Origin of the sequence: Herbaspirillum sp. YR522 (assembly GCF_000282575.1) — a bacterium.
Lineage (GTDB): Bacteria > Pseudomonadota > Gammaproteobacteria > Burkholderiales > Burkholderiaceae_D > Herbaspirillum.
Map to the genome: position 1 here is coordinate 11,756 of NZ_AKJA01000058.1, position 17,204 is coordinate 28,959.

Genomic DNA, 17,204 nt, shown 5'->3' on the forward strand with positions numbered 1-17,204 from the left:
CGACAGGGCGCCTAACCATACCGTTTTTGCAGGTTTCGATGCAGATTTGGCATGCGCGGCGGGCTGTTTGTTTCTGTAATAGGGCAGCGACATTTGTTAGAATGCGGTGTTGCATAACGGTGCAGGCACGGCAACCCGCCTGCATCCTCTCCCTTACTGCAGCGCCTCGTTGCAGCTAACTTTTCATGTTATCACGATGAACGCACCCGTCTCCGCCTCCCTGTTCTCCGCCATTGAAATGGCCCCGCGCGACCCGATCCTGGGCGTTACCGATGCCTATAACGCCGACCAGAATCCGGCCAAGACCAACCTCGGCGTGGGCGTCTACTATGACGACAATGGCAAGGTGCCGCTGCTGCAATGCGTACGCAAGGCCGAGGCCGAACTGGCGGCCAAGCTGGCGCCACGCACCTACCTGCCCATCGACGGCCTGGCGACCTACGACCGCGCCGTGCAGGACCTGGTGTTTGGTGCTGCCAGCGCCGTGGTTACCGAAAAGCGCGCCATCACCGTGCAGGCGCTGGGTGGTACCGGCGCACTGAAGCTGGGTGCCGACTTCCTCAAGCATTTCTCGCCGGCCGGCACCGAAGTCTGGATCAGCGACCCGAGCTGGGAAAACCACCGTGCGCTGTTCGAGATGGCCGGCTTCAAGGTCAATGCCTATCCTTACTACGATGCAGGCACGCGCGGCGTCAACTTCGCCGGCATGCTCGACGCGCTCAAGACCATGAAGGCCGGGTCGGTGGTGCTGCTGCACGCCTGCTGCCATAACCCGACCGGCGCCGACCTGACGGCCGACCAATGGACCGAAGTGATCGAGGTCGTGACCGCGCGCGGCCTGGTGCCTTTCCTCGACATGGCCTACCAGGGTTTTGGTGATGGCATCGAAGAAGACGGCAAGGTGGTGCGTCGTTTCGCCGAGGCAGGCGGCCCGCTGTTCGTGTCGAACTCGTTCTCGAAGTCGTTCTCGCTGTATGGCGAGCGCGTCGGTGCCTTGTCCATCGTCGGCGCCAGCGCCGAAGAAGCCGCGCGCGTGCTGTCGCAGTTGAAGCGGGTGGTGCGCACCAACTATTCCAACCCGCCGATCCATGGCGGGCAGGTGGTGGCGACGGCACTGGCTTCGCTAGAGCTGCGTCAGCTGTGGGAAGACGAATTGGCCGAGATGCGCGTGCGTATCCGCGAAATGCGCCAGTTGCTGGTGGCCAAGCTGAAGGAAAAAGCCCCGGCGCATGATTTCGACTTCGTGATCAAGCAGCGCGGCATGTTCTCGTATTCCGGGCTGACCAAGCCGCAAGTCGATCGCCTGCGCAACGAGTTCTCGATCTACGCCGTCGATACCGGCCGCATCTGCGTGGCAGCCTTGAACAGCAAGAACATCGACAATGTGGTCGATGCCATTGCCAAGGTGCTGTAAGGATCGGGTGCCCCGGCAGTCCGGGGCATTTTTGATAAAAAGTTTTTGACAAGAACTAAAAATCCCGTCATAATCTTTTTCTCAGCTGTTCCCTGATAGCTCAGTCGGTAGAGCGACGGACTGTTAATCCGCAGGTCCCTGGTTCGAGTCCAGGTCGGGGAGCCAAGAAATTTGAAAGCCTCGCATTCGTGCGAGGCTTTTTCAATTAGCAGGGAGTAGCGCTGTCGATGCGGTATGGGCAGCGACTGGTTGCTTGTATTCTGGTAGTGAATTTGCGCCGGAGGGAAAGGCGCAGACGTGATTGGCAACGAGCATGAAAATTTCTGCCCTGCACTCTGGCGCAGAGAGAAAAAATCGTTCATAATCGCGCCCTCATCTGTTCCCTGATAGCTCAGTCGGTAGAGCGACGGACTGTTAATCCGCAGGTCCCTGGTTCGAGTCCAGGTCGGGGAGCCACAGAATTCGGTAATAAAAAAGCACTCTCGAGTCATCGGGGTGCTTTTTTTTCGTCCATCCTGCCGCGCCGCGTGTAACCGATGGCTTAGCGCGACCCGTCGTCCTCGACCGGTATGAAGCTCAGGCGCGGAATCCATAACAGCAAGCCCACCGACACCACCGCCACGGTGCCCGCGATCCAGCATGCCGAGGGGCTCTCGGCAAATTGCACCGGGTAGATCTTTACCGCCGCCAGCAAGCCGACAGCGTTGCCCCCGGCGGCCAGCAGGGCAGCGGCATAGTCCTGCATCTGCCGCGCCCGGTTGGCGTTGATCGACCACGACGCATTGGCGTTATAGCTGGGCAGCGCGCCATTGTCGTTGCCCAGTCGCTCCAGGGTGCACAGGAAACGGCGCAGGTTGGTAATGGCCATCTCTGCCTTGTAGCTCATCAGCGCCAGGAAGGTCGAGGCCACCGGAAAGCCCAGCACCAGCCACTGGATCGGCAAGGGGGCGCCTGCGGTGCCCGGCTTGAGCGCCACCAGTGCCGCCAGCAGGCTCAATACCATGGATACGTAGATGGTCAGCGCCTGCTGGCGTTGCGCAATGCGGGTATTGACCTCCTGGTAAGCACCGACGAAGCGATAGTTTGCCGTTACCTGGGCTTCTGACATGGCGAGCTCCTCCGAGTGTTATTTTATTTCGCTGCGACGCAATCTATCATGCGCGGGGTGTCGCAGGACGCGCATTATCATCCTGCGAGTCGATCATGTCATACAACCTGCTCGCTCGGATGGGCGCCAAGCCTTGTGTGGCAGATGTCGGGATAGTCCGCGCGAGGCCCGGGCGGCGCCCGCCGCCGAGCTTCGGGGAATTGACCAGAGCGCGCGACAGCAAAGGGATTGCAGCCGACCAAGGTTTTTGTCATCGGCCTGTCATCCGGGCACTTGCCAAAGTGTGGACACCTGATATACTCGCTTCATCGTTGTACGATGTCTTATAACAAATACACCCCTTCAATAAAAAACAAAACGTTAAAGGAGACACTCTGCGGCGCACCGTGGCACGGTGCCGGGCGTGGGCGTATCGACTGAAGGCGAGACGAGATCTGGAGAAAACAAGTGACACAAAGCAATACGACGGCGTCGATCATCGCCGGCAAGCCAAGCCATGTGCGGTACCTGATCTTGTTCATGCTGTTCGTGGTGACCACGGTCAACTATGCCGACCGCGCCACCTTGTCCATCGCCGGCTCGGCCATGAAGGGCGAACTGAACCTCGATCCCCTCACGATGGGGTATATCTTCTCGGCCTTCAGCTGGGCCTATGTACTGGCGCAGTTGCCGGGCGGCTGGTTGCTGGACCGCTTCGGTTCCAAGAAGATCTACATGTGGAGTATCGCGCTGTGGTCGATCTTCACCATGCTCCAGGCTGGCGTGACCTGGATGAGCACCGGCGCGGCCGTGGTGTCGCTGTTCATCCTGCGCTTCATCGTGGGCCTGGCCGAGTCGCCGTCGTTCCCGGCCAATGGCCGCATCGTCGCCGCCTGGTTTCCTACCAACGAGCGCGGCACTGCGTCGGCCATCTTCAATTCGGCCCAATACTTCGCGGCGGTGCTGTTTACGCCGCTCATGGCGTGGATCGTCCATGCCTACAGCTGGCACCATGTCTTCACCGTCATGGGCGTATTCGGCCTGGTACTGGCTGCGATCTGGGCCAAGATCATCTACAGCCCCAAGGATCATCCGATGATCAACAAGGCCGAGCTCGATCATATCGAGCAGGGCGGCGGCCTGGTCGACATGGATAACCGCAAGGTGGCCGCGCCCTCGACCAAGGGGCGGGGCTACATCAAGCAGTTGCTGACCAATCGCATGCTGCTGGGTGTGTATATCGGCCAGTACTGCATCAACGTCATCACCTATTTCTTCCTGACCTGGTTCCCGGTCTACCTGGTGCAGGAGCGCGGCATGTCGATCCTCAAGGCCGGTTTCGTGGCATCGATCCCGGCCGTGTGCGGCTTCATCGGTGGCGTCATGGGCGGGTTCATCTCGGATCGCCTGATCAAGCGCGGCTTCTCGGTGACCTGGGCGCGCAAGATTCCTATTGTCGGTGGCATGTTGCTATCGATGACCATGATCCTGTGCAACTACGTGCAAGCGCAGTGGATGGTGGTGGCGATCATGGCACTGGCCTTCTTCGGCAAGGGCGTGGGCGCACTGGGCTGGGCGGTGGTGGCAGATACCGCGCCCAAGCAGATCGTCGGCCTGTCGGGCGGCCTGTTCAACACCTTCGGCAACATCGCCGGCATCACCACCCCGATCGTGATCGGCTACATCGTCAAGGAAACCGGCTCGTTCTCCGGTGCCCTGGTGTTCGTGGGCATCAATGCGCTCATTACCGTGATCAGTTATCTTGTCGTGGTCAAGGAAATCAAGCGCGTCGAGCTCAAGGACGCCTGAGCCGGCAGCAGGCGGCCCGCCCCGGCGGGCCGCACGTCTCTTCTTTCAAGTTTGGTCCAGTTGCAGGGAATCAGCATGACTACCGAAATCACCGCCAGCACGCTTTCAGCTTCCGCCGCCAGCCCGCGCTACATCATGATGAACGACACCGACAACGTCGCCATTGTCGTCAACGACGGGGGCCTGCCGGCCGGTACCGTCTTTGCCGATGGCCTGACCTTGATCGACCGTGTGCCGCAGGGTCACAAGATCGCCCTGCGCGACCTGGCCAAGGGCGACGCCATCATGCGCTACGACGTGGCCATCGGCTACGCCGCGCGCGATATTGCCAAGGGAAGCTGGATCGAGGAGTCGCTGGTGGTCATGCCGCCGGCACGCGAACTCGACAACCTGCCCATCGCCACCCGCAAGCCGGCGCCGCAGCCGCCGCTGGAAGGTTATACCTTCGAGGGCTATCGCAATGCCGATGGCTCGGTGGGCACCCGCAACCTGCTGGCCATCACCACCACCGTGCAATGCGTGGCCGGCGTGGTCGAGCATGCGGTCAAGCGCATCCGCGCCGAGCTGCTGCCCAAGTACCCCAACGTCGAGGACGTGGTGGCGCTGGAACACACCTACGGCTGCGGCGTGGCCATCGATGCACCCAATGCCGGCATTCCGATCCGGACCTTGCGCAATATCAGCTTGAACCCCAACTTCGGCGGCCAGGCGATGGTGGTCAGCCTGGGATGCGAAAAGCTGCAACCGAACCGCTTGCTGCCCGAGAACATGATCCCCATCCACAAGACTGGCGAACCCTATGTGGTGTGCCTGCAGGATGCCGAACATGTCGGCTTCAATTCGATGATCGATTCGATCCTGGCGATGGCCGAGGCGCGCCTGGTCGAACTCGACAAGCGTCGTCGCGAAACCTGTCCCGCCGCCGACCTGGTGGTCGGGGTGCAGTGTGGCGGCAGCGATGCCTTCTCGGGCGTGACGGCCAATCCCGCAGTGGGGTTTGCCACCGACCTGCTGGTGCGCGCGGGCGCCTCGGTGATGTTCTCGGAAGTCACCGAGGTGCGCGATGGCATCGACCAGCTGACCTCGCGCGCGGTCAACGAGGAAGTCGCCCAGGCGATGATCCGCGAGATGGACTGGTACGACAGATACCTGCAGCAGGGCGGCGTCGATCGCAGCGCCAACACCACCCCCGGCAACAAGAAGGGTGGTCTGGCCAACATCGTCGAAAAGGCCATGGGCTCGATCGTCAAGTCGGGCAGCAGCCCGATCTCGGGCGTGCTGTCGCCGGGCGACAAGCTGCAGCAGAAGGGCCTGATCTACGCGGCCACGCCGGCCTCGGATTTCATCTGCGGCACCCTGCAACTGGCCGCCGGCATGAACCTGCACATCTTTACCACCGGTCGCGGCACGCCCTACGGCCTGGCGGCGGTACCGGTGATCAAGGTCGCCACCCGCAATGACCTGGCGCGTCGATGGCACGACCTGATGGACGTCAACGCCGGACGCATCGCCAGCGGCGAGGCCACCATCGAAGACGTCGGCTGGGAACTGTTCCAGCTGATGCTCGACGTGGCCAGTGGCAAGAAGCGCACCTGGGCCGAACAGTGGAAGCTGCATAACGCGCTGACGCTGTTCAATCCGGCGCCGGTCACCTGAGGTTTTTCAGCAAGGGCCCGTTCGCGGGTCCTTTTTTCTGGCAGGCCCGGTTTCGTCGGCTGCGCCTGCCTTACTCATCGTAGTTGCTGTACTTGCCGCACCCACAAAAACATCATCCAATATCGGAGACGCCATGCATTTCAACTCATCCACCGTGGCGCGCGGCGCGGCCGCGCTGGCCATCTCGGCCCTGACCGTGGTCGGCGGCAATGCCGCCGCCGCCACCGTGGCCTACGTGTCCAATGCCGATAGCCAGGATATCTACGTGCTGCTGCTCAACGGCGACGGCAGCGTGAACCTGATCGACAAGGTCGCCACCGGCAGTACCGTGATGCCATTGGCCATCAGCCCGGACCATCGCTACCTCTACGCTTCGTTGCGCGGCCAGCCCTATTCGGTGGTCAGTTACGCCATCGATCCGTCCAGCGGCAAGCTCAAGGAACTGTCGACGGTGCCACTGGCCGACAACATGGCCAATATCGCTACCGACCGCAGCGGCAAGTACCTGTTGGCGGCGTCCTATACCGGCAACCGTATCTCGCTCAATGCCATCGGCGACGATGGCACCGTGCAGGTGCCGCCGCTGGCGGTGCTGGCGACCGGCAAGAATGCCCATTCGGCGCAGGTCGACCCGGACAACCGGTTCCTGTTCGCTTCCAACCTGGGCAGCGACGTGATCCTGCAGTTTCGCTTCGACGCCGCCACCGGCCGCGTGGTGCCCAACGATCCGCCCTCGGTGGCCACCCGGGCCGGCGCCGGTCCGCGGCATTTCGTGTTTGCGCGCGACAAGCGCTTCGTGTACTCGACCAACGAACTCGATGGCACCGTCAACACCTACGGCTATGATGCGGCGACCGGGCGCCTGAGCCTGCAGGGCACCGACTCGACCTTGCCCGAAGGCTTCAAGAGCAGCGAACAACTGGCCACCGCCGACTTGCACCTGACCCCGGATGGGCGCTTCCTGTATGCCAGCGAACGCACCTCCAGCAGCCTGACCAGTTATGCCGTCGATACCGTCAGCGGCAAGCTCACGCGCCTGGCCAACATCCCCACCGAGACCCAGCCACGCGGTTTCAACATCGATCCGCAAGGGCGTTTCCTGTTGTCGGTAGGGCAGAAGGCGGGCCTGACCAGCTACGCCATCGACCGCGACAGTGGCGCCTTGAAGCCGCTGTTCCGCTATAGCCTGGGTCGCAATCCCAACTGGGTCGAGATCATCGACCTGCCTTGACCGTTTCGACCGGCAGCGCGGCGGGCTCGCGTTGCCGGTTGTGCCTCGGCAATTGTTCGTTCAATCGACGCATTACTTGATCCAGGACACGGGCCTGGTGTTGTCATGCGTGCAAAATCGCGCCAGCAGAAAGTCACCTAACAGCGGAATTGGCGGGTTTTCGCCAGCATGTTGATATCTTGGCCGGGGGCGGGGCTGATGTATCTTCAGCGGCTGGGTCAGGGAAGCTGGCTTTCTTTATTGCAAAAAAACCAAGCAGAGAGTGGGAGAGTGGTATGCGTAATCTAACGGTTCGCTTCAGTCTGATGAGCGCGCTGGCGCTGTTTTCGTGCATGATCGTCGTCGGTGCGGCAGTGGGCATCTTTGCCCTGGGCCGCGCCAACCAGTCGACCGAGTTCGTGCATCAGGTCACCGAGCGCAACATGCTCATCAATGACGTCTACAAGGACACCACGCGCACGCGTTCGGCCTTGTCTCGCGCGTACGGCAACCTGAAGGAAAAGAACGAGGCCGCCATCAAGGAGTCGGCCTTCAAGAGCGCCCAGAACAGTTATGAACGTGGCCTGAAGTCGCTCGACAGCTTCGCCGCCCTGGCCGACCTGCCGGGCCAGGACCCGGCCCACAAGACCGAGCTGATCGAATCGGCACGCGCCTTGTCGGCCATGCTCAAGCAGGCCAACGACCTGCTCAAGGCCGACGATGCGGCAGCCTATTCCGAACTCAACGACAAGCAGATCAACCCGGGTGGCGGTCGCTTCTCGGCCGCGCTCGAGAAATACCAGGCGCGCGCCATGGAGCTCAACGACGCCGCCGCCAACGAACGGACCAACGAATACAACATGGTGGTGTGGCTGGTGGGCGCTGGCCTCACGGGTGCGCTGTTGCTGGTGCTGGGCGTGCACTTCCTGTTGCGCAATATCGTATTGACCCCGCTCAACCGCGCCGTGGCGCTGCTGGACCAGGTGGCCGGCGGCGACTTGACCGCGCGGGTGGAGGTCGACAGCACCAATGAGATCGGCCGCCTCTTCGGTGCCATCCGGGCCATGCAACAAAGCCTGTTGAACACCGTCTCGCGGGTGCGTACCAGTTCCGAGAGCATCGACACCAGCGCGCGTGAGATCGCCGCCGGCAACATGGATCTGTCCTCGCGTACCGAACAGCAGGCCAGTTCGCTGGAAGAAACCGCCGCCTCGATGGAGCAGCTGACCGGCACCGTCAAGCAAAACGCCGAGAACGCCATGCAAGCCAACCAGTTGGCGCATTCGGCCTCGGGCACCGCCAGCCGGGGCGGCGAGGTGGTAGCGCAGGTGGTCGATACGATGCAGGCCATCAACGAGTCCTCGCGAAAGATCGTCGACATCATCAGCGTCATCGACGGCATTGCGTTCCAGACCAACATCCTGGCATTGAATGCGGCGGTGGAAGCCGCGCGTGCCGGCGAGCAAGGCCGCGGTTTTGCGGTGGTGGCCTCGGAAGTGCGGTCGCTGGCGCAGCGCTCGGCGGCAGCGGCCAAGGAAATCAAGTCGCTCATCGATGCCTCGGTCGAGAAGGTGACCGCCGGCAGCCAGCTGGTGGAGCAGGCCGGCATGACCATGAGCGATGTGGTCGACAGCGTGCAACGCGTCACCGATATCGTCGGCGAGATCGCAGAGGCCAGCCGTGAGCAGAGCACCGGCATCGAACAGGTCAACCGGGCCATCACGCAGATGGACGAGGTGACCCAGCAGAATGCCGCCCTGGTGGAAGAGGCAGCGGCGGCCGCACAGTCGCTGCAGGCGCAGGCGACCCATCTGGTCGACGCCGTGAGCATCTTCAAGATCGATGCCCAGGCGCATGCGGCAGCCGTGACGGCCACCCGCGCGCCGGCACCCAAGCCGGCGCCGCTGGCGAGCGCTCCGGTACCGCCGGCCGCGGCGCCGGCGACAGCACCCAGGGTCGCGGCTGCACCCAAGGTCGCGGCTGCACCCAAGGTCGCGGCTGCACCCGCGCCCAAGCCGGTTGCTCCCAAGAGCGCGCCCAAGCTGCCGGTGCCCTCGTCCAAGCCGGCCTCGGCCAGCACCCGGGCCAAGGACGACAGCCAGGATTGGGAAGAGTTTTGATGCACCGACCGGCCCGGCCGGGATGAAAAAAACCTTCGTCGATGTCGACGAAGGTTTTTTTTTATGTTCGCGATGAGGGCCATGCGCGGCCGGCATGGCCCCGTGCCGGTATCAGGCCTGCGTATAGGAGGTCTTGACCGTCGTGTAGAACTCGGCGGCATAGGCGCCTTGCTCGCGTGCGCCATAGCTGGAACCCTTGCGGCCACCGAACGGCACATGGTAGTCGACCCCGGCGGTGGCGGTGTTGACCATCACCATGCCGGCTTGCGCGTGGCGCTTGAAGTGCGTGGCGTACTTCAGCGAGGTGGTGCAGATGCCCGACGACAGGCCGAACTCGGTATCGTTGGCCAGGGCCAGCGCGTGCTCGTAGTTGTCGGCCGGGATCACGGCAGCCACCGGACCGAACACCTCTTCGCGCGAGATGCGCATGTTGTTGTCGGCATCGGCAAATAGGGCCGGTGCCATGAAGAAGCCCTCGGTGTCGCGCGCGATCCGCTCGCCGCCGCTGACCAGGCGCGCGCCTTCATCCTTGGCGATGGCGACATAGGACAGGTCCTGGTCCAGTTGCGACTGGTCGACCACCGGGCCGATCTGGGTTTGCTTGTGCAGGGCATGGCCAACCCGGACCTGGGCCAGTTGTTCGCGGGCCGCTTCGATGAAGCGCGGATAGATGCCCTTTTCGACGATCAGGCGGCTCGATGCGGTGCAGCGCTGGCCGGTGGAGAAGAATGCGCCTTGCACGGCGGCGCTCACTGCGATGTCGAGGTCGGCATCGTTGAGCACCACCATCGGGTTCTTGCCGCCCATTTCAAGCTGGAACTTGGCCATGCGGGCAATCGCCCCTTGTGCCACGCGGTTGCCGGTGGCCACCGAGCCGGTAAAGGAGATGCCGGCCACGCGACGGTCCTCGATGAAGCGCTGGCCGACCACCGAGCCGCGACCCATGACCAGGTTGAAGACGCCGGCCGGAATGCCGGAGCGGCTGATGATGTCGGCGATTGCCCAGCCCGAGCCTGGCACCAGTTCGGCCGGCTTGAACACCACCGTATTGCCGTAGGCCAGCGCCGGCGCGATCTTCCAGGCCGGGATCGCCAGCGGGAAATTCCATGGCGCGATGATGCCGATCACGCCCAGCGGTTCGCGGGTGATCTCCACATCCATGCCGGGCCGCACCGATGCCAGTTTTTCACCGCGAATGCGCAGCACCTCGGCGGCGAAGAACTTGAAGATGTTGCCGGCCCGCGTGGCTTCGCCGATGCCCTCCGGCACGGTCTTGCCTTCCTCGCGCGAGAGCAGGGTGCCCAGCTCTTCGCGCCGTGCCAGGATCTCGGTGCCGATCTTGTCGAGGGCATCCGAACGGGCCTGGATATTGCCTACGCTCCAGGCCGGGAACGCCGCATGCGCGGCGCCGATGGCGATCTCGGTCTGGGCCGCGTCGGCCTGGGCGTATTCACCGATGACGTCGGACAGGTCAGATGGATTGATGTTCTTGTTGACGCTGGCGCCTTGCAGCCATTCGCCGTTGATCAGGTTGGCAAACTCGGACATTCGGTTCTCCTTGCATGAGTTGTTGTCGGTGCCGGCAACAGGCCGGCAACCCAGGGGCGGCACAAAAGCGAAGGGGCCCCAGTTTCCTGCGGCCCCTTTGGACACCGTCAAGCGCGGCGTTGCCCGGGGTGATCCAGGCTGCGCACGGGCATTGACGAGCCTGCCTTTACTGCGGGCCCAGGCGCTTGATCAGCGCGGCCAGTTGTTCGACTTCCTGCGGGGTGCAATCGACCAGGGGCGTGCGCACCGGACCGGCGTCGTGACCGACGATCTTGGCGCCGGCCTTGACGATCGACACCGCGTAGCCCGCCTTGCGGTTGCGGATTTCCAGGTAAGGCAGGAAGAAATCGTCGATCAGGCGGCCGACGGTAGCGTGGTCGTCCTTGGCAATGGCCTGGTAGAACTCGACCGCAGTCTTGGGGATGAAATTGAACACGGCCGACGAGTACACCGGAACACCCAGTGCCTTGTAGGCGGCGGCATAGACTTCGGCGGTAGGCAGGCCGCCCAGGTAGGTGAAGCGGTCGCCCAGCTTGCGACGGATCGCCACCATCGGTTCGATCTCGCCCACGCCGTCCTTGAAGCCGATCAGGTTGGGACAACGCTCGGCCAGGCCTGCCAGGGTCTCGGCGTTGAGCTTGCACACGGCGCGGTTGTAGATGATGACGCCGAACTTGACCGACTTGCAGACTGCCTCGACGTGGGCGGCGATGCCGTCCTGGCTGGCTTCTGTCAGGTAGTGGGGCATCAGCAGGATGCCGTGTGCGCCGAGGCGCTCGGCTTCCTGCGCATAGGCGATGGCGGTGCGGGTCGGGCCACCGGCACCGGCGATGATGGGCACCTTGCCGCGGCAGGTCTCGACGGCGGTGCGGATGACATCCGAGTACTCACTGGGGACCAGCGAAAAGAATTCACCGGTGCCGCCGGCGGCGAACAGGGCGCTGGCGCCGTACGGGGCCAGCCATTCCAGGCGTTCGATATAGGTCTTGGGGCGGAAGTCGCCCTGCTCATCGAAGTCGGTCAGCGGAAACGACAGCAGGCCGGAGGAAAGGATCTTTTTGAGGTCTTGGGGTGTGTACATGGTTGTCTGTCGCCATTAGGAATTGGATGGAAAGCCGCTTGTTCTTGTCGTGATCCTATCTCTCGATAGGATATCAGTCATCGTACAACATGAAATCGCAGAAAGCCAGCACTTTTTGGTGTCACCCGGGGTGGGCGATCTGGTGCGGCAGTGGTGTAGCGGTGGGATGGCAGTGCGGCGGCGGTGATGCGCCAGGCGCAATGGCGCCCGGCGCAGCGGGGCAGGGCATTGGCCTCAGGCGGTGGCGCCCGAGTGGCCGGATTCGGCTTCCTGCTGCGCGCGACGCAGGCGTTCGCGGCTGTTGGTGAGGTGGTTGCGCATGGCCGCGCGTGCGGCTTCGGTGTCGCCGCGGGCGATGGCGTCGTAGATATCCTCGTGCTCGCGCTGGACCCGGTCCAGGTAGCTGGACTGCGGATCGTGCGCCAGCTCGGCGGTATTGATGCGCTTGCGCGGGATCACGCCCATGCCCAGGTGGCTGATGATCTCGATGAAATAGCGATTGCCGGTGGCGTTGGCGATGGCGAAGTGAAAGCGGAAGTCGGGACCGACCGTGTCGCCGCCCGACAACTGGTTTTCGCGGAACGCTTCTAGTGCACGGCGGATGTCGGCCAGTTGCTCTTCGCTGCGCCGGGCTGCGGCCAGGCCGGCGGTCTCGGTTTCGAGGCTGATACGCAATTCCAGCAGCGCCAGCAGGTCGCGCATGGTGGTGATGGTAGCCGGATCGATATTGATGTTGGACGACTTCTTCTGCTCCAGCACGAAGGTGCCGATGCCATGCCGGGTCTCGACCAGGCCGCCGGCCTGCAGTCGCGAGATCGCTTCGCGCACCACGGTGCGACTGACGCCCTGGGCCTGCATGATCTCGGATTCGGTGGGCAACTTGTCGCCCGGCTGCAGGCCGCCGTTGGCGATCATCTCGGACAGCGCCGCGACAACTTCCTGGGACAGGCTCTGGGCCTTGCGGCGAGGGCGCATCAGGGGACTGGGGGTATCGCTTGCATCCATGTCGTTTCTAATTGGAATGACGGGGCAGCGTCGGTCGCCAGGCCTCGTCCAGATGAAAAAGAGTTGCGACATCTTACCAGATCGATAAGAGCGGTTTGCAATCAAATGCCGACGCGAACGATGAAATTGACAGGATTTTCACTTCAAGCGAATTTTTGCGCACTTGTACCCCAGGAAATGACCACATTTAGTACCTGACGGATTTAGTCAGGTTTGATATACTTGAGTCAAATATTCGGGAATTCAGGGATCTGGTTCACTTGTATCGGGAGCAGGGATTTCATGCGTCTTACCACCAAAGGCCGTTTTGCCGTGACAGCAATGATTGATTTGGCGTTACGCCAAGGCAATGGCCCCGTCACGCTCTCTGCCATCAGCGAGCGTCAAGAAATTTCCTTATCATATCTCGAACAATTGTTCGGCAAATTACGACGTCATCAGATCGTGGAGTCGGTGCGCGGCCCTGGTGGCGGCTACAACCTGGCCCGCAAGGCCGCCGATGTATCGGTGGCCGATATCATCATCGCGGTCGACGAGCCGCTCGATGCGACGCAGTGCGGTGGCAAGGAAAACTGCCATAGCACCACGCATCCGGGCGGACCGCGCTGCATGACGCACGACTTGTGGTCGACCCTCAACGAAAAGATGGTCGAGTATCTCGATTCGGTGTCGCTGCAGGACCTGGTCGACCAGCAAAAGCATCAAAAGACGGCGGAGCATCGTGCCGCCGACAAGCAAAGCGTGGTGGTGATGCATCGCCCGCAAGCCGCAGCCTGATTTGGAGTCTTTAACTATGAACGCCCCTCTGGAAAAAAGCCTGCTGGAGACCATCAAGGCTCCGCACTTCCCGATCTACATGGATTACTCGGCCACGACCCCGGTCGATCCGCGTGTTGCCGACAAGATGATCCCGTACCTGCGCGAACAGTTCGGTAACCCGGCTTCACGTAGCCACATGTATGGCTGGTCGGCCGAAAAGGCGGTGGAAGAGGCGCGTGAAGAGGTGGCCAGGCTGGTCAACGCCGATTCGCGCGAGATCATCTGGACCTCCGGCGCGACCGAAAGCAACAACCTGGCCATCAAGGGCGCGGCGCAGTTCTACAAGACCAAGGGTCGCCACATCATCACCGTCAAGACCGAGCACAAGGCGGTGCTGGATACCTTCCGCGAGCTGGAACGCCAGGGTTTCGAGGCGACCTACCTGCAACCGCAGGACAACGGCCTGGTGTCGGTCGACGATATCGCCAAGGCCGTGCGTGCCGACACCATCCTCGTCTCGGTGATGCTGGTGAACAATGAAATCGGCGTGATCCAGCCGGTGGCCGAGATCGGCGAATTTTGCCGCTCCAAGGGCATCATCTTCCATTGCGACGCCGCCCAGGCGACGGGCAAGGTCAAGATCGACCTGGAGCAGTGGAAGATCGACCTGATGAGCTTCTCGGCCCACAAGACCTATGGTCCCAAGGGCATCGGGGCGTTGTATGTACGCCGCAAGCCGCGGGTGCGCATCGAGGCGCAGATCCACGGCGGCGGGCATGAGCGCGGCCTGCGCTCGGGTACCCTGGCCACGCACCAGATCGTGGGCATGGGCGAAGCCTTCCGCCTGGCGCGCGAAGAGATGGAAAGCGAACTGCAGCACATCCGTACGCTGCGCGATCGCCTCGCGCGCGGCCTGCAGCAGATCGAAGAAACCTACATCAACGGTGACATGGATCATCGCGTGCCGCATAACCTGAACGTGAGCTTCAACTACGTCGAGGGCGAGTCGCTGATCATGGCCATCAAGGATATCGCCGTGTCGTCCGGTTCGGCCTGCACCTCGGCCAGCCTGGAGCCATCCTACGTGCTGCGCGCCCTGGGCCGCAGCGATGAGCTGGCGCACAGCTCCATCCGTTTCACCATCGGTCGTTTCACTACCGAGGAAGATATCGATTTCACGATCGACCTGATCAAGAGCAAGGTCGGAAAGCTGCGCGAACTGTCGCCGCTGTGGGATATGTACAAGGACGGCGTCGATCTTTCGACGATCAAGTGGGCTGCCCACTAACCAGCACAACGCCAGCCGCCGCTAGCACGCAATGACTTGCAGCACTGTGGTGGCGGTCTTTACCACGTTCAAGGAGCAACAACATGTCTTATTCGGAAAAAGTACTCGACCACTACGAAAATCCACGTAACGTCGGCGCCTTCGAGAAGGGCGACGAGACCGTCGGCACCGGGATGGTGGGCGCGCCGGCCTGCGGCGACGTGATGAAGCTGCAGATCAAGGTGGGCGCCGATGGCGTCATCCAGGATGCCAAGTTCAAGACCTATGGCTGCGGTTCGGCCATCGCCTCGTCGTCGCTGGTGACCGAGTGGGTCAAGGGCAAGACGCTGGACCAGGCCTTGTCGATCAAGAACACGCAGATCGCCGAGGAACTGGCGCTGCCACCGGTGAAGATCCACTGCTCGATCCTGGCCGAGGACGCCATCAAGGCTGCGGTGCAGGACTACAAGGCCAAGCACGGCAGCGAGCAGCAGGTGGCTGCCTGAGAGGCAGCGCAGGGTAGCGGCAGGCATATCGAGTACGTGACACAACTGGCGACGGCATCGGCCGTCGTCATGGATCAGCAAGGCAGGCAATCATGGCAATCACATTGACAGAGAAGGCAGCGAAACACATCACTCGCTACATGGAGCGTCGTGGCAAGGGCATCGGCCTGCGCCTGGGTGTGCGCACGACCGGCTGTTCGGGATTGGCCTACAAGCTCGAATACGTGGATGAGCAGATCGCCGAGGATGAGGTCTTCGAATCGCATGGCATTCGTGTCTTCGTCGATCCCAAGAGCCTGCCCTACATCGATGGCACCCAGCTCGACTTTGCGCGTGAAGGCTTGAACGAGGGTTTCAAGTTCCAGAACCCGAACGTCAAGGATGAATGCGGTTGCGGCGAAAGCTTCCGCATCTGACCACGCCGTCGTTCTTTCGACGCCGTGCGGTGCCGACGGCGGCCAGCGCTTAGCCGAACCACGTGACAGCCTGCGATCTTCCCATCATCCCGTCCCTTGTCGAGGCGGTTATTGATCTGCCAAGCCTGTTGAAGTCCGACAGGCTTTTTATTTTTCGAGTCCGACCATCGCCCACACCATGCAAGACCACTTTGCATTGTTCCAGTTGCCGCAGTGCTTCGCCGTCGACATCAAGGCGTTGGAGCAGGCCTATCATCGCGTCCAGAGCCAGGCGCATCCCGACAAGTTCGTCGACGCCAGCGCCGCCGAAAAGCGGGTGGCGATGCAGTGGGCCACCCGTGCCAACGAGGCCTACCAGACGCTGAAGAACCCGCTCAAGCGCGCACGCTACCTGTGCGAATTGCATGGCGTCGACCTGCAGACCGAATCGAACACCTCGATGGCGCCGGCGTTCCTGATGCAGCAGATGGAATGGCGCGAGACGCTCGACGATGCGCGCGCCCAGCGCGACCTCGACGCACTGGAGCGGCTCAACACCGAACTGCTGGCTGCGCGCCGGGCCGAAGTGGCGCAGATCGAAGTGCTGCTCGAGGCGGCCCAGTACGTCGAGACGGCGCAGCTGGTGCGGCAATTGATGTTCCTCGAGAAGTTCGCCAGCGAGATCGGCGACGCCTTTGCGATGATCGAAGGATAGGCCCGCCATGCCAGACGTTTTCCTGTTCCTGCTGGCGGCCATGACGCTCACGCTGGCCCCCGGACCCGACAACATCTACGTGCTCACCCGCGGGATTGCGCAGGGCCGGCGCGCCGGGCTGGTGGCGGCGGCCGGGTTTTCGTCGGGGTTGGTGTTCCATACGCTGCTGGCCGTGCTGGGCTTTGCCGCCGTCATCAAGGCCTATCCGGGTGCTTATCACACGTTGCAGTATGCCGGCGCGGCCTACCTGATCTACCTCGGATACCGCACCTTGCGCGGTGCCGCCGGTGGCATGCTGGCCAGTGGCGCCGCCGCGCAGCAAGCGGTACCGCTGCGCCGCATCTACTGGCAGAGCGTACTGGCCAACATGCTCAACCCCAAGGTGACGCTGTTCTTCATCGCCTTCCTGCCGCAATTTACGCACCAGCAAGCTGGCCACGTACCGTTGCAGATGCTGGTACTGGCCATGGTGTTCATTGCCCAGGCATTCGTCATCTTCAGCAGCATTGCACTTTTCTCCGGTAGCGTCGGCGCGTATTTCCGTCGTCGCGCATCGGCCTCGGTCCATCTGAATCGCCTCGCAGGCTGTGCCTTCATCGGCCTGGGCATCAGGATGGCCTTACCCGAATAAC

Annotated in this window: 15 protein-coding genes and 2 tRNA genes; 13 read left to right on the plus strand and 4 right to left on the minus strand. The window is 62.4% G+C overall.

The features are described from left to right. Positions 1 to 196 precede the first annotated feature (196 nt). The 3 genes from PMI40_RS09575 to PMI40_RS09585 all read left to right on the plus strand — a co-directional run bounded on the left by PMI40_RS09575 (position 197) and on the right by PMI40_RS09585 (position 1,870). On the plus strand, positions 197 to 1,414 hold the full coding sequence (locus tag PMI40_RS09575) for an amino acid aminotransferase (protein ID WP_008114593.1): 1,218 nt from the start codon (positions 197 to 199) through the stop codon (positions 1,412 to 1,414). Between the two features lie 89 nt (positions 1,415 to 1,503). Next, a tRNA-Asn gene (locus PMI40_RS09580) sits at positions 1,504 to 1,579 on the plus strand. A 215-nt stretch (positions 1,580 to 1,794) separates the two neighbouring features. Beyond that, positions 1,795 to 1,870: transfer RNA gene (locus PMI40_RS09585), tRNA-Asn, on the plus strand. 85 nt (positions 1,871 to 1,955) lie between these two features. Here the strand turns inward: PMI40_RS09585 and PMI40_RS09590 are convergent. Further along, positions 1,956 to 2,522 (minus strand): hypothetical protein, encoded by a 567-nt coding sequence (locus tag PMI40_RS09590; protein ID WP_008114595.1) that lies wholly within the window; start codon positions 2,520 to 2,522, stop codon positions 1,956 to 1,958. A 447-nt stretch (positions 2,523 to 2,969) separates the two neighbouring features. Between PMI40_RS09590 and PMI40_RS09595 the strand changes: the two genes are divergently transcribed. The 4 genes from PMI40_RS09595 (at position 2,970) to PMI40_RS09610 (ending at position 9,296) form a co-directional block, all read left to right on the plus strand. Then, positions 2,970 to 4,310 (plus strand): MFS transporter, encoded by a 1,341-nt coding sequence (locus PMI40_RS09595; RefSeq protein WP_008114596.1) that lies wholly within the window; start codon positions 2,970 to 2,972, stop codon positions 4,308 to 4,310. 75 nt (positions 4,311 to 4,385) lie between these two features. Continuing rightward, positions 4,386 to 5,966, plus strand: a complete 1,581-nt coding sequence (gene garD / locus PMI40_RS09600; protein ID WP_008114599.1) for a galactarate dehydratase — start codon at positions 4,386 to 4,388, stop codon at positions 5,964 to 5,966. 133 nt (positions 5,967 to 6,099) lie between these two features. Next, positions 6,100 to 7,197, plus strand: coding sequence for a beta-propeller fold lactonase family protein (locus tag PMI40_RS09605; RefSeq protein WP_008114600.1), 1,098 nt, complete (start codon positions 6,100 to 6,102; stop codon positions 7,195 to 7,197). A gap of 275 nt (positions 7,198 to 7,472) precedes the next feature. Beyond that, on the plus strand, positions 7,473 to 9,296 hold the full coding sequence (locus PMI40_RS09610; protein WP_008114601.1) for a methyl-accepting chemotaxis protein: 1,824 nt from the start codon (positions 7,473 to 7,475) through the stop codon (positions 9,294 to 9,296). A gap of 111 nt (positions 9,297 to 9,407) precedes the next feature. Here the strand turns inward: PMI40_RS09610 and PMI40_RS09615 are convergent, their stop codons facing one another. The 3 genes from PMI40_RS09615 to PMI40_RS09625 form a co-directional block, all read right to left on the minus strand. Further along, positions 9,408 to 10,844 carry an aldehyde dehydrogenase family protein gene (locus PMI40_RS09615; RefSeq protein ID WP_008114602.1) on the minus strand — a complete coding sequence of 479 codons (1,437 nt, stop codon included), beginning with the start codon at positions 10,842 to 10,844 and terminating at the stop codon, positions 9,408 to 9,410. A gap of 166 nt (positions 10,845 to 11,010) precedes the next feature. After that, the gene (kdgD, locus tag PMI40_RS09620; RefSeq protein WP_008114603.1) at positions 11,011 to 11,925 is read right to left on the minus strand and encodes a 5-dehydro-4-deoxyglucarate dehydratase; all 915 of its coding nucleotides are present in this window, start codon (positions 11,923 to 11,925) and stop codon (positions 11,011 to 11,013) included. Positions 11,926 to 12,159: 234 nt separating this feature from the next. Further along, positions 12,160 to 12,930 carry a FadR/GntR family transcriptional regulator gene (locus PMI40_RS09625; protein ID WP_008114604.1) on the minus strand — a complete coding sequence of 257 codons (771 nt, stop codon included), beginning with the start codon at positions 12,928 to 12,930 and terminating at the stop codon, positions 12,160 to 12,162. A gap of 282 nt (positions 12,931 to 13,212) precedes the next feature. Here PMI40_RS09625 and iscR point away from each other — a divergent pair, with 282 nt between their 5' ends. From iscR to PMI40_RS09655, 6 genes are all read left to right on the plus strand, one after another. Further along, positions 13,213 to 13,707, plus strand: coding sequence for a Fe-S cluster assembly transcriptional regulator IscR (iscR, locus tag PMI40_RS09630; RefSeq protein ID WP_008114605.1), 495 nt, complete (start codon positions 13,213 to 13,215; stop codon positions 13,705 to 13,707). Between the two features lie 16 nt (positions 13,708 to 13,723). Next, positions 13,724 to 14,977 (plus strand): IscS subfamily cysteine desulfurase, encoded by a 1,254-nt coding sequence (locus tag PMI40_RS09635; RefSeq protein WP_008114606.1) that lies wholly within the window; start codon positions 13,724 to 13,726, stop codon positions 14,975 to 14,977. 83 nt (positions 14,978 to 15,060) lie between these two features. Further along, positions 15,061 to 15,462, plus strand: coding sequence for a Fe-S cluster assembly scaffold IscU (gene iscU, locus PMI40_RS09640; RefSeq protein ID WP_008114608.1), 402 nt, complete (start codon positions 15,061 to 15,063; stop codon positions 15,460 to 15,462). 92 nt (positions 15,463 to 15,554) lie between these two features. Then, entirely contained in the window at positions 15,555 to 15,878 is a 324-nt protein-coding gene (iscA, locus tag PMI40_RS09645) for an iron-sulfur cluster assembly protein IscA (protein ID WP_008114611.1), read from the plus strand. Between the two features lie 178 nt (positions 15,879 to 16,056). After that, positions 16,057 to 16,572: a Fe-S protein assembly co-chaperone HscB gene (gene hscB / locus PMI40_RS09650; protein WP_008114613.1), complete on the plus strand. Its 516-nt coding sequence runs from the start codon at positions 16,057 to 16,059 to the stop codon at positions 16,570 to 16,572. Positions 16,573 to 16,579: 7 nt separating this feature from the next. Then, complete coding sequence (locus PMI40_RS09655) at positions 16,580 to 17,203, plus strand: LysE family translocator (RefSeq protein WP_008114617.1); 624 nt, start codon at positions 16,580 to 16,582, stop codon at positions 17,201 to 17,203. Position 17,204 lies beyond the last annotated feature (1 nt).